Genomic DNA, 12000 nt, shown 5'->3' on the forward strand with positions numbered 1-12000 from the left:
ATCTTATCAGCCGCATATGCCCAACGGGCCTGCGGCGTATGGGAATTGTGGACCATCACAAAAACCACACACCGAGGCCCCCCCCCGCGCGCCATGCGGACAGAGCCGTACGGCCATCCGGCGGACACGGTCCCGCGGCCCCGCAACGCACGAGCCCCGGCCCGCACAACGCGGACCGGGGCTCGGTGTCGAGCGCCGGGCAGGCCTTGCACCTGCATCTCCCCGCAGGAAGCGGGACGTCTTTCCTTGGACCACCAACGCACGGCCGATTGCCGGGAGTTCCCGGCGGTCGGCTCGGTCTCGAGTGTAACGCACGTAGCGGGGACAGCCGTTCACGGAAAAAGGTGAACGGTTTTCTCAACAATGTTCAAATATGGACCAGTTGGCGCGAAGGTTCAGGGTAACCCTCGAGCTAGGACTGCTAGGCTCATTCCTAGGGCCTCTAGGTGAGCACTGGACGGCTGGACAGGGGGCAGCCGTGGTCCGTGTCGGACTCACCGTCGAACGTCTCGTCGCGGCGGCGGCCGATCTCGCCGACGAGGCGGGTTTCGAGAACGTCACCGTCTCGGCGCTGGCGCGGCGGTTCGGCGTCAAGGACGCCAGCCTGTACTCGCACGTCAGGAACCTGCGGGAGCTGCGGACCCGGGTCGCGCTGCTGGCCGGCGGCGAGCTGGTCGACCGGATAGCCGCCGCCGTGGCCGGGCGGGCCGGCCGGGACGCGCTGGGCGCCTTCGCCGACGCCTACCGGGCGTACGCGCTCGCACATCCCGGGCGGTACGCGGCGACGCAGATCCGCGTGGACCAGTCCCTGGCCGCCACCTCGCCCCAGCTCAAGGGCACCGCCGAGATCACTTACGGCATGTTGCGCGGCTACGGCCTGCCCGAGCCCGATCTCACCGACGCGGTACGGCTGTTGCGCAGCACGTTCCACGGCTACTGCCTGCTGGAGGCGGCCGGCGGCTTCGGCGCCCCCCGGGACGTGGCGGCGTCCTGGGCGAAGGCGGTCGACGCGTTGCACACGGCCCTGACGCACTGGCCCCGCGAGGAGGAGACCCGATGACCGACCTGTTCTACGACGTTCGGGGCACCGGCCCCGTGCTGCTCGTCCTGCCGGGCGGGGCCGGCCACCCGATGGGGCTGGAGGGCCTGACGGAGGGCCTGGCCCGGCGGTTCACCGTGGTGACGTACGACCCGCTCGGCCTCGCCCACGGACGCCTCGGGCATCCCGTCGCGGACCAGCGGGTCGAGCGGTGGAGCGAGGGGGCGCGGCGGGTGCTCGACGCGGTGCTGCCGCGGGGCGAGCGCGCCTTCGTGCTCGGCACCAGCTCGGGCGGCATCGCGGCCCTCGACCTGCTGGCCCGGCATCCCGGCCGGCTGCGGCACGTCGTCGCCCACGAGGCGCCGTGCGTGGCCGTCCTGCCGGACGGGGCCCGGCAGGACGAACGGTTCCGGCAGGTGTACGCCGCCTACCGCACGGCGGGCCCTCGGGCCGCCGGGGCACGGCTCACCGACGTGCTCGAGGGACGGGAGCCCAGTGCGGTGGAGGCCGGGGCGGGGCAGCCGCTGTCCCGGGCCGAGGAGCTGTCCTCGCCGATGGCGGTCTTCCTGGCCCATGTGCTCGTCCCGTTCACGTCGTACGTTCCGTCCGGGCCGTCCGTCGCGGAGTCGTCGTCCGTCGCGGAGTCGTCGTCCGTGGCGGACGCGCCACCCGCTCCGGGGTCGTCACACGTTCCGTCCGCGTCGCGCGCGCCGGGCACGGACCGCGCGGGCACACGGCTGACGGCGGCCTCCGGGGCCGGCTCGCGCGGGCTGCTGCTGCACCGGACCGCCGCGCGTCTCGCCGAGCGGACCGGGGGGACCTTCGCCGAGTTCCCCGGAGGGCACCTGGGAGCGGTCGAGCATCCGGAGGCGTTCGCACTGCGGCTCGAACAGGTGCTGGACACCTGAGCGTCGGGCGGCCCGGGACACCAGCGCCGGGAAGGGCCGAGGCGGCTCGCGGCGGACGCGACGCGCCGCGTGGCCGGCCCCGGGACACCGGGCTCCGGACGCCCGGCTCCGCGCGCCCGGTCCCGCGCCGGCCCGTCCGTTAGCGTCGTGACATGACCAGCGACACCTCCCCCACCCTCGCCGAGGCGCTCGCCGCCGGGACCGTCGTCCTCGACGGCGGACTGTCGAACCAGCTGGAGGCGGCCGGGCACGATCTGGGCGACGAGCTGTGGTCGGCGCGGCTGCTCGACGAGCGGCCGGAGGCCGTCACCGAGGCGCACCTCGCGTACTTCGAGGCGGGCGCGGACGTGGCGATCACGGCCAGTTACCAGGCCACGTTCGAAGGGTTCGCCAAGCGCGGGATCGGCCGTGAGCGGGCCGCCGAACTCATGGCGCTGAGCGTGGAGTCGGCGCGGGAGGCGGCGCGACGGGCACGAGCGCGTGGCGTGCGCCGGCCGCTGTGGACGGCGGCGTCGGCCGGACCGTACGGGGCGATGCTCGCGGACGGCTCGGAGTACCGGGGCCGCTACGGGCTCACGGTCGCGGAGCTGGAGCGCTTCCACCGGCCCCGGCTGGAGGTGCTGGCCGCCGCCCGGCCCGACGTGCTCGCGCTGGAGACGGTCCCGGACACCGACGAGGCCGAGGCGCTGCTGCGGGCGGTGCGCGGGCTGGGGGTGCCGGTCTGGCTGTCGTACACCGTCGCGGGCGACCGCACCCGGGCCGGGCAGCCGCTGCGCGAGGCGTTCGCCCTGGCCGCCGGGAGGGACGAGGTGATCGCGGTCGGCGTGAACTGCTGCGCCCCGCGCGACGCGGACGCCGCGGTGGCGACGGCCGCCCGTGTCACCGGCAAGCCGGTCGTCGTCTACCCCAACAGCGGCGAGACCTGGAACGCCGAGGCCCGCGCCTGGCAGGGGCGCGCCACCTTCACCCCCGCACAGGTACGGGCCTGGCGCGCGTCCGGGGCCCGCCTGATCGGCGGCTGCTGCCGAGTGGGCCCCCACGCGATCAGCGAGGTGGCCCGGACTTTGGCGGAGAGCTGAATCCGGGCCTGCCGGGGGGCCTCGGACCTGGCGGAGGGCCAGGCTCCGGAGCTGGCGGAGGGAGCTCGCGCCGCCGGCAGTGGGCACGGGCCTTGGGCCCCAGAGGAGGAAGCCGCCCGCCTGGCCGCGGGCCGGGGCCCACGGAGCCCGCTCGGGCCCTGCCGTCGCGCGACCAGCGCCGCGGCCCGCACGCACCACGGCACCGGACCACGCCCGGACCCGGCCGAGGGGGCTCTGCCCGGCGAAGGGCACAAGACTCCGGCCCCGGTGGAGGGAGCCTCCGGCCTGGCAGAGGGCCCGGGCCCACAGACCCCGCCCGGGGCCTGCGCCCTCGGGCGGCCGGCGCAGCGGCCCACGCCCTCGGCACAGGACCGACCCGAGCCCGGCGAAGGAGCCCCGGACCTGGCAGAGGCCGGGGCACGCGCCGGGCGGGGAGCGGGCGCCGGTCCGGCGGAGGACCAGGCCTACGAGTCCCGAGCGGAGCCGGGACACAGGCCCGGCGAAGGAGCGTCCCCGCGGCTCCCGGCCGGATCCGGGCCACCGGTCCAATGCAGGGCCGGGGCCGCAAGCCCGGCACGGGCACAAGGCCAGGGGGCCGCAAGCCCGGCACGGGCACAAGGCCAGGGGGCCGCAAGCCCGGCACGGGCACAAGGCCAGGGGGCCGCAAGCCCGGCAAGGACACCAGCCCGACGGGAAGCCGTCCCGCGAGGCCGGCCAAGGCGCCGGCCCGGCGGGAAGCCCGTCCGGGAGGCCGGCTCAGGGTTTGCCAACGCCGCCCGAGCGTCTGAGGCGTCGTACGACCGCGCGGAGTTCCGCCGTTCGGGCCGGGGTGGTGGCCGGCGGGGCGGGGGCGGGTGGGGTCTCACCGGCGGGGGCGCCCGCCGTCCACAGGGCGAGTTCCGCGTCGCGGGGCCCCAGGGCCGTGTACGGCTGGCCGTCGCCGAAGATCCGTACCGGGTGGGCCGCGTCCCACGCCTCCCAGCCCGGGTCGCCCTCGGCGGCGAACCGCACCCAGGCGGCGTGCATCGCGTCGGCCAGTTCCTGCGGGGCGCCCTCGCCGGCGAGTCTGCGGGACTCCGGGACGTGGCCGGTGTCGAAGACGAAGCCGAGCTCCAGGGCGTGGCAGGCGCCGAGGCCGGGCCGCAGCGAGGGCCAGGCGAACTCGTACACGTGGCAGGAGCCGGGGCGGGCGTCGGCCAGGCGGTGCAGCGGGCGGCGCAGCAGGTGGTCGGTGACCATCTGGCCGACGATCTCGGCGGTGCCCGCTCCCGGATGCAGGGCGCGGTAGCCGCGGACCACCTCGTGCCCGCAGTGGCAGCGGGCCATGGCCCCGGCCAGGGCGACCGCGCCGAGCCGGTCGACGCGCTCCAGCAGGCCGCCCGGCACCAGCCACAGCCGGTACTCGTCCCGGGTCCAGCCCAGGAGCAGCTCGACACCGCCGGCCGCCCCGCCCTCCGTCAGCGCGGCCAGCGGGTCGCCGGGGACGAGGTCGCCGTCGGTGACCACGCCGAACGCGGGCCCGCCGAGCACGGGGCTGCTCAGCCGGCCGACATCGGCCTGGGTGCGCAGCAGCAGGTCGCGGTCGACGGCGGCGAAGGCCTCGGCCGTGGCGGGGACCTTCAGCCGGGCCGCCATGCGGCGCACCATCCGCCGCACCTTGTCGCGGTCGGAGGCCTCAGGCGGGCCGCTCTGCAGGACGGCCCGCCGGACGAGGCCCCGGGCCTGCGGGGCGGCGATCAGCGCGCCGATGCTGATCGCCCCGGCGGACTGGCCGAAGAGGGTGACCCGGCCGGGGTCGCCGCCGAAGGCCTCGATCGACTCGTGCACCCAGACGAGCGCGGCGAGCTGGTCGCGCAGGCCCGGGTTGGCGGGCGCGTCCGGGAAGAGGCCGAAACCCTCCACGCCCAGGCGGTAGTTGACCGAGACCAGGACGACGCCGTCCCGGGCGAAGGCGTGCCCGTCGTACACGGGCACGGCCGAGGAGCCGCGGGTCAGCGCGCCGCCGTGCAGCCACACCATGACGGGCAGCCGCGCGCCCGGATCCGGCCGCGGCGTCCAGACGTTGAGGTTGAGGCAGTCGTCACCCGGGACGTCCGGGTCGGACAGGTACGGGGCGAAGGCGGCCGAGTACGGCGGTTTCGGCGCGGTCGGGCCGAAGGAGCCGGCGTCGCGCACACCGTCCCAGGGCTCGGGCGGCACGGGTGGCCGGAACCGGCGGGGGCCGATCGGCGGCGCGGCGTACGGGATGCCCCGGAACACCGCCACGTCGCGCTCGTACCTGCCGCGCACCGCCCCGTACGGCGTCCTGACCACGGGATCCGTCCGGCCTGCCGTCATACGCCCCACCAGCCCTTCGCCGTGCCGCGCTCGCTGCACCCCGTACCGTCAGAGCACTCCATCGTCCCCCGCTGTTCCCGTGCGCGGCGTCATGAGCACCGCCGTTCGGAGTACGGGGACCACGGAACGGCCACCGGGCCATTGCCCCTCCCGGGAGGCGGCCCCTACGGTCGACGGGCGCCGCCGGAAAGCGCCTCCCAACCGCTCCACCCCCCGCCCCCCACGGCCTCAGGAGAGTCATGCCCAGCGACCAGGCGCCCAGCGACCAGGTGGCCGGCGACCATGCGCCCAGCGACCAGACAGCCGGCGACCAGGTGGCCGGCGGCCGGCCGCCCAGGGATCGGCCGCCGAAGGACCGTCTGCTCAGGGCCGTCCTCGCCATGGATCCGGTGCACCTCCCCCGGCTCTTCCCGCCCCCTCTCATGGCCCGGTTGCGGCGTTCGGCGCGGCTCGATCCCGCGCTCGTCGTGCGGAACTTCGCCGACCCCGCCGCCGCGCCGGCGCTCGCCGGCGCCGAGGTGCTGATCACCGGCTGGGGCTGCCCGCGTATCGGGGAGGACGCGCTGAACGCGGCGCCCCGGCTGCGGGCGGTCCTCCATGCCGCGGGCTCCGTCCGCCCCCTGATCGGCGAGGCCGTGTGGGAGCGCGGGATCGCCGTCTCCAGTGCCGCGGCGGCCAACGCGGTGCCGGTCGCGGAGTACACGCTCGCGATGATCCTGCTCGCCGGGAAGGACGCCTTCGCCCTGCGCGAGCGCTACCGCGCGACCCACGCGCACCCCTCGGCCGCCGAGACGGCCGGCCTCGGCAACGCCGGCCGCCGGATCGGGATCGTCGGAGCCTCGCGGGTGGGCCGCCGCCTGCTGGAGCTGCTGCGGCCGCACGACTTCGAGGTGCTGCTCCACGACCCCTGGGTGGACGCCGCCGAAGCCGCCGCGCTGGGCGCCGAGCCGCTGCCGCTGGAGGACCTGCTGCGCCGCAGCGACATCGTCAGCCTGCACGCTCCCGACCTGCCCGAGACCCGCCGGCTGCTCGACCGGGCACGGCTCGCGCTGATCCCGGACGGCGGCGTCCTGGTCAACACGGGCCGGGGCGCGCTCGTCGACCAGGACGCCCTCACCGACGAGCTGGTCTCCGGCCGTCTGCGGGCGATCCTGGACGTCACCGAGCCCGAGCCGCTGCCCGCGGGCTCCCCGCTCCACACCCTGCCGAACGTCTTCCTCACCCCGCACATCGCCGGCTCGCTCGGCAACGAGCTGGAGCGTCTCGGGCGGGCCGTCACCGAGGAGCTGGAACGCCTGGCGGCGGGCCTGCCGCCGGCCTGCGCGGTGCGCCGCGCCGATCTGGCCCGGATCGCCTGAGCCGGGCCCGGGCGGAAACGCGGGACCGCCTGACGGACGTACGCCTACCGGCCGTTGCGGCCTCGGTCGCCCTCCGCCGGTGCGCCGTTCCCGGCGCCGAACGGGCCGGGGCCGCGTAGCCTGAGCCGGGATGAACGCCATTCCCGCGACGCTGGACCACCTGGTCCTCGCGACCCCCGATCTGGCGGCCACCGTCGCCGAGTTCACCCGGCGTACCGGTGTGACCCCCGCGGCCGGCGGCGTCCATGTCGGGCTCGGCACCCGCAACCACCTGGTCTGCCTGGGCGGTTCCCGCTATCTGGAGATCATTGGTCCGGACCCCGAGCAGCCCGTGCCGCCGGGCCCGCGCCCCTTCGGGGTGAACGGGCTCGCCTCGGCTCGGACGATCACCTGGGCGATCAGCCCGCCCGACCTGGACGCCGCGGTCGCCCGCGCCCGGAGCCGGGGCTACGACCCGGGCGAGGTACGGGAGATGAGCCGGCGCCGCCCCGACGGCGTCCTGCTGCGGTGGCGGCTGACCGACGGCGCCGGACATCCCTCCGGCCTGGTGCCCTTCCTCATCGACTGGAGTCCCTCCACCCATCCGACCGCCTCGGGACTGCCCGTCACTCCGCTGCTCGAACTGTCCGCCACCGCCCCCGACCCGGAGGAGTTGCGCGCGCCGCTGTCCGCCGTGGACGCCGGGCTGCGAATCGCGGAGGGCCCGGCCGGGTTCTCCTTCACGGTGGACACTCCGCGGGGGCCGGTGACCTTCGGCTGAACGGTCCGTGCCCGATTCCTTCAAGACCGGCGGCGACGGAGGTGCCTACGGTGGCGCCATGACTCCACGATTCGCCGTGATCGGCCTGGTCGCCTCCGACCTGGCGGCCTCCCTGGCCTTCTACCGCAGGCTCGGACTCGTCTTCCCCGAGGGGGCCGAGGAACAGCCGCACGTCGAGGCCGCGCTGCCCGGCGGCGCGACGCTCGCCCTGGACACCGAGGACACCGTCCGCTCCTTCCACCCCGCCTGGCGGCCGCCGGCCGGTGGCGGGCGGATCTCCCTGGCGTTCCGGTGCGACACGCCCGCCGACGTGGACGCCGTGTACGAGGAGCTGGTCGGCGCCGGGTACCACGGGGAGCTGAGGCCGTGGGACGCCTTCTGGGGGATGCGCTACGCGGTGGTGCACGACCCGGACGGCAACGGCGTCGACCTGTTCGCCGCGCTACCCGCGGGCGCCCAGTAGCCGCCCGAGCGGCATCCCCGCCAGCCCCCTGACGTCGCGGGCCAGATGGGCCTGGTCCGCGAACCCGGCCCGGAGCGCCGTCTCCGCGAGGGGCACTCCGGCGCGGGCCGAGGCCAGAACCCGTTGCAGGCGCAGCACGCGGGCCAGCGTCTTGGGGCCGTAGCCGAAGGCGTCGCGCGATCGGCGGTGCAACTGGCGTACGCCGAGGCCGAGTTCGTCGGCGGTCGCGGCGACCGGGCGGCCCGCGTCCAGGGCGGCGACGATCCGCGCCGTCAGCGGGTCGGGCGGGTCCGCCTCGGCGGCGCGCCACAGGGCCACCTCTTCGAGCGCGGCCGCGGGGTCGGGCGCCGCGTCGATCCGTCCGCGCAGCCGCCGTACGACCGCGGCGGGCCAGAGGTCGGCCAGCTCGACGCGCCGGTCGCGCAGCTCGTGGGCGGGCACGCCGAGGAGGGCGGGCGCCGTGCCGGGGAAGAACCGCACGCCGACCCAGCGCGCGGGGGTGTCCCCCGGGTCGTGGGCACGCGTGTCCGGCCCGGCGACGAGCAGCCGTCCCTCGCTCCACAGCAGGTCCATGCACCCGTCGGGCAGCACCGGCCGCGCCCCGGCGGCCGGAACGTTCGTCCACACCACCGCGCCGGCCAGCCGGGACGGCCGTTCCGCGTATCCGGACGCCTGCCCGAGGACCTCCACTGCCACGCCCGCCAGGCTACGCCGGGGAGGCGGACGTCCGTCGGCGCCCGAGGCGCCGCGGGGCGGACGTACGGCATCCGGCCTGCCCCGTCCCGGCCGGGGCCCCGGCCGGCCCGGTGGGCGTCGGGCGCCGCCCAGCCGGCGAACCCGGCCCCTCGGCGAACCCCCGCCGTCGGCGAACCCCCGGTCCTCGGTCGATCCGCGCCCGTCACTTCCCGTGCGCGGACCCGTCCGGGTCGTCCTTGTGCGGGCTCTTCACATGCGTGCTCTTCACATGGGTGCGCAGCCGCGCCGACAAGTCCTCCGGGGGCAGGAAGCGGGACCAGCGCTCCGGGAACTCGGACGGCATGTCGGGGTCGTCGGGGTCGGCCTCGCGGGCCGCGGCGGCGCGGGCGACGTACTCGGTGATCTGCGCCTCGCGGACCCGCTCGTTGGCGGCGCGGGCGGCGGCCGTGGCGGCGGCCGGCCAGACCCGGTCGATGGCGGCGTTCACCGCCGCCCCGACGAGCACGGCGAACGCGGACACCCCGATCCACAGCAGCACGGCGACGGGCGCGGCCAGCGAGCCGTAGATGGTGGGGCCCTCGACTGTGCTGGTGAGGTAGATGCGCAGCAGGAAGCTGCACACCACCCACATGGCCAGGGCGACCAGGGCGCCGGGCACGTCCTCGATCCACGGGGAGCGCACCGGAACGGAGACGTGGTAGAGCGTGGTCAGGAAGGCGATGGACAGGACGATCACGACGGGCCAGTACAGGATCTGCACGAGGGTCGTCGACCACGGCACGATCCGCACCACCGCGTCCGGGCCCGCCACCATCAGCGGCAGCGCGATCGAGCCGACCAGCAGGGCCACGACGAACAGTCCGAAGGACAGCATCCGGGTCTTCACGATGCCCCGGACGCCGTCGAGGCCGTACATCACGGTGATGGTGTCGATGAAGACGTTCACCGCGCGGGAGCCCGACCACAGGGCGAGCAGGAAGCCGATCGAGATCACGTCGGGCCGGCCGCCCTTCATGACGTCGCGCAGGATCGGCTGGGTGATCTCCTTGACGCCCTGGTCGGACAGGACCGTGCGGGAGGCGTCGAGGATGTTGCGCTCCAGGCTGCCGATGGTGTCGGCGCCGGTCCAGGCGTCTACGTAGAAGAGCAGGGCGATCAGGCTGAGCAGCAGCGGCGGTACGGAGAGCAGGGAGAAGAAGGCGGCCTCGGCGGCGAGGCCGAGGATCCGGTACTCCATGCACGAGTTGACGGTGTCCTTCAGCAGCAGCCAGGCGGTCCTGCGTTTGGACACGTTCCGGTAGAGGGCCCGTGCCCGGTGGAGTCGGCCGGAGGGACCGTCGGGGGTTTCGCTTGCTGGCTGCACGACCCAAAGGTATCTCCGTCCCGTCCGGCGGCACCCACCCCCCGGCGGCGTCGACCAGGCAGGACACCGGGCGCGGGCGGGGGCGGGCCGCCCGCGGCGCCCGTCTGATGACCGGCGCCGTACCACGGGGTAGGTTCCGTTCCATGGCAGCCAGCACTCATACCGTGACCAACCAGGCGCCGCCCCTGTCCGGCCACGACGTCTTCGCCACCGACCGCGCCCTCGCCGAGGCCGTCGGGCGGCATGTCGGGGCGGACCTGCTCGACGAGGTGCGCGGCGAGCTGTCGGCGCTCGGCCGGGCCGCGGGCTCGGCGCAGTTGCAGGAGTGGGGGACGCAGGCCAACGAGAACCCGCCGCGCCTGCGCACCCACGACCGCCACGGCCGTCGCGTCGACGAGGTCGAGTTCCACCCGGCCTGGCACCGGCTGCTCGGCAAGGGCGTCTCGGCGGGCCTCACGGCGGCCTGGGCGCGGCCGTCCGGGCATGTGCGGCGGGCGGCGGCCTTCGTGGTCTGGACACAGGTCGAGGCGGGCAACGGCTGTCCGCTGTCGATGACGCACGCGGCGGTGCCCGCGCTGCGCACCGACCCGGAGCTGGCCGCCGAGTGGGAGCCGCGGCTGACGTCGGTGATCTACGACCGGGAGCTGCGGCCCGCCCGGCACAAGGCCGGGGTCCTGTTCGGGATGGGCATGACCGAGAAGCAGGGCGGCAGCGACGTACGGGCCAACGCCACCGCCGCGCGGCCGCTCGCCGAGGACGGCACCTACGAGCTGACCGGGCACAAGTGGTTCTGCTCGGCGCCGATGTCGGACGCCTTCCTGGTGCTGGCGCAGGCACCGGGCGGGCTGACCTGCTTCCTGGTCCCGCGGGTGCTGGAGGACGGCACGCGGAACGTGTTCCTGATCCAGCGGCTCAAGGACAAGCTGGGCAACCGGTCCAACGCCTCCGCCGAGGTCGAGTTCGACGGCACCTGGGCGCGCCGGGTCGGCGAGGAGGGGCGCGGGGTGCGCACCATCATCGAGATGGTGGCGGCGACCCGCCTCGACTGCGCCCTCGGCTCGGCGGGGCTGATGCGGCAGGCCGTCGCACAGGCGGTCCACCACTGCACCCACCGCGCGGCCTTCGGCGGCCCGCTGGTGGACAAGCCGCTGATGCGCAACGTGCTGGCCGACCTGGCGCTGGAGTCGGAGGCGGCGACGACGCTGGCGCTGCGGCTCGCCGCCGCCTACGACGACGGCGGCGAGCAGGAGCGGGCCTTCCTGCGGCTGGCGGTCCCGGCGGCCAAGTACTGGGTGACCAAGCGGTGCGCGCCGGTCGCGGTGGAGGCCTCCGAGTGCCTGGGCGGCAACGGGTACGTCGAGGAATGGGGCATGGCCCGGCTGGTGCGGGAGTCGCCGCTCAACTCCGTCTGGGAGGGAGCCGGCAACATCCAGGCGCTGGACGTGCTGCGGGCGTTGCGGCGCGAGCCGGCGGCGCTCGACGCCTATCTGCGGGAGGTCGGCCGGGCGCGCGGCGCCGACCACCGCCTGGACGGGGCGATCAAGAACCTGCTCACCGAACTGGCCGACCTGGACGGCGTCGAGGGGCGGGCCCGGCGTCTGGTGGAGCGGCTGGCGCTGGTACTCCAGGGTGCCTTGCTCGTGCGGTACGCGCCGTCCGCGGTGGCGGACGCCTTCTGCGCCTCGCGTCTGGGCGGTGACTGGGGGTCGGCCTTCGGGACCCTGCCGCACACACTGGACCTGGCCTCGGTGGTGGAGCGGGCGCGGCCGGTGTCCTGAAAGAGACCGGGCGACCGGTCTTCTCTCGGTGCCCCGGAGGGGACGCGGGGGTGGTGCTGCGCCGACACGGCACCACCCCCGCTGATCCGGCCCGTTCGAGGCCACGGACGCCGCACGGGGCGACGTCGCACAAGTTTCAAACAGCACGGGTCCGTCCACCAGGGTTGCAAGGGGTTGCAACTTCCTGGTGCCGTGACCGGACTGTGCCCTTCCGTCACC

At 75.6% G+C, this 12000-nt stretch carries 10 protein-coding genes; 7 read left to right on the forward strand and 3 right to left on the reverse strand.

From position 1 onward, the window contains the following. The first annotated feature begins 478 nt into the window (after positions 1 to 478). The 3 genes from ACIQ9G_RS17000 (at position 479) to mmuM (ending at position 3026) form a co-directional block, all read left to right on the forward strand. Entirely contained in the window at positions 479 to 1060 is a 582-nt protein-coding gene (locus tag ACIQ9G_RS17000) for a TetR/AcrR family transcriptional regulator (RefSeq protein WP_403609660.1), read from the forward strand. Continuing rightward, entirely contained in the window at positions 1057 to 1947 is an 891-nt protein-coding gene (locus tag ACIQ9G_RS17005) for an alpha/beta fold hydrolase (RefSeq protein WP_403609663.1), read from the forward strand. The genes ACIQ9G_RS17000 and ACIQ9G_RS17005 overlap by 4 nt, the downstream gene beginning before the upstream one ends. Positions 1948 to 2099: 152 nt before the next feature. Continuing rightward, positions 2100 to 3026, forward strand: a complete 927-nt coding sequence (gene mmuM / locus ACIQ9G_RS17010) for a homocysteine S-methyltransferase (RefSeq protein ID WP_403609666.1) — start codon at positions 2100 to 2102, stop codon at positions 3024 to 3026. Between the two features lie 756 nt (positions 3027 to 3782). Here the strand turns inward: mmuM and ACIQ9G_RS17015 are convergent. After that, positions 3783 to 5363 carry a carboxylesterase/lipase family protein gene (locus ACIQ9G_RS17015; RefSeq protein WP_403609668.1) on the reverse strand — a complete coding sequence of 527 codons (1581 nt, stop codon included), beginning with the start codon at positions 5361 to 5363 and terminating at the stop codon, positions 3783 to 3785. A gap of 380 nt (positions 5364 to 5743) precedes the next feature. On the opposite strand from ACIQ9G_RS17015, the gene ACIQ9G_RS17020 reads away from it, so the two are divergent. The 3 genes from ACIQ9G_RS17020 to ACIQ9G_RS17030 all read left to right on the forward strand — a co-directional run bounded on the left by ACIQ9G_RS17020 (position 5744) and on the right by ACIQ9G_RS17030 (position 7944). Next, positions 5744 to 6721 (forward strand): hydroxyacid dehydrogenase, encoded by a 978-nt coding sequence (locus tag ACIQ9G_RS17020; RefSeq protein WP_403610071.1) that lies wholly within the window; start codon positions 5744 to 5746, stop codon positions 6719 to 6721. 130 nt (positions 6722 to 6851) lie between these two features. Continuing rightward, entirely contained in the window at positions 6852 to 7481 is a 630-nt protein-coding gene (locus tag ACIQ9G_RS17025) for a VOC family protein (RefSeq protein WP_403609671.1), read from the forward strand. A 58-nt stretch (positions 7482 to 7539) separates the two neighbouring features. Then, positions 7540 to 7944: a VOC family protein gene (locus ACIQ9G_RS17030; RefSeq protein WP_403609674.1), complete on the forward strand. Its 405-nt coding sequence runs from the start codon at positions 7540 to 7542 to the stop codon at positions 7942 to 7944. Here ACIQ9G_RS17030 and ACIQ9G_RS17035 read toward each other — a convergent pair. Continuing rightward, positions 7924 to 8649 carry a helix-turn-helix domain-containing protein gene (locus ACIQ9G_RS17035; RefSeq protein WP_403610074.1) on the reverse strand — a complete coding sequence of 242 codons (726 nt, stop codon included), beginning with the start codon at positions 8647 to 8649 and terminating at the stop codon, positions 7924 to 7926. The genes ACIQ9G_RS17030 and ACIQ9G_RS17035 overlap by 21 nt on opposite strands. Before the next feature lie 193 nt (positions 8650 to 8842). Beyond that, on the reverse strand, positions 8843 to 10003 hold the full coding sequence (locus ACIQ9G_RS17040) for a YihY/virulence factor BrkB family protein (RefSeq protein ID WP_392194730.1): 1161 nt from the start codon (positions 10001 to 10003) through the stop codon (positions 8843 to 8845). A 143-nt stretch (positions 10004 to 10146) separates the two neighbouring features. On the opposite strand from ACIQ9G_RS17040, the gene ACIQ9G_RS17045 reads away from it, so the two are divergent. Further along, positions 10147 to 11781, forward strand: a complete 1635-nt coding sequence (locus tag ACIQ9G_RS17045) for an acyl-CoA dehydrogenase family protein (protein WP_403609677.1) — start codon at positions 10147 to 10149, stop codon at positions 11779 to 11781. The last annotated feature ends 219 nt before the right edge of the window (positions 11782 to 12000 follow it).

Origin of the sequence: Streptomyces sp. NPDC096152 (assembly GCF_044763235.1) — a bacterium.
Lineage (GTDB): Bacteria > Actinomycetota > Actinomycetes > Streptomycetales > Streptomycetaceae > Streptomyces.

Coding starts and splice junctions, on each gene's coding strand:
- ACIQ9G_RS17005 (WP_403609663.1), top strand. CDS start 1,057: ATGACCGACCTGTTCTACGACGTTCGGGGCACCGGCCCCGTGCTGCTC.
- mmuM (WP_403609666.1), top strand. CDS start 2,100: ATGACCAGCGACACCTCCCCCACCCTCGCCGAGGCGCTCGCCGCCGGG.
- ACIQ9G_RS17015 (WP_403609668.1), bottom strand. CDS start 5,363: ATGACGGCAGGCCGGACGGATCCCGTGGTCAGGACGCCGTACGGGGCG.
- ACIQ9G_RS17020 (WP_403610071.1), top strand. CDS start 5,744: ATGGATCCGGTGCACCTCCCCCGGCTCTTCCCGCCCCCTCTCATGGCC.
- ACIQ9G_RS17025 (WP_403609671.1), top strand. CDS start 6,852: ATGAACGCCATTCCCGCGACGCTGGACCACCTGGTCCTCGCGACCCCC.
- ACIQ9G_RS17030 (WP_403609674.1), top strand. CDS start 7,540: ATGACTCCACGATTCGCCGTGATCGGCCTGGTCGCCTCCGACCTGGCG.
- ACIQ9G_RS17045 (WP_403609677.1), top strand. CDS start 10,147: ATGGCAGCCAGCACTCATACCGTGACCAACCAGGCGCCGCCCCTGTCC.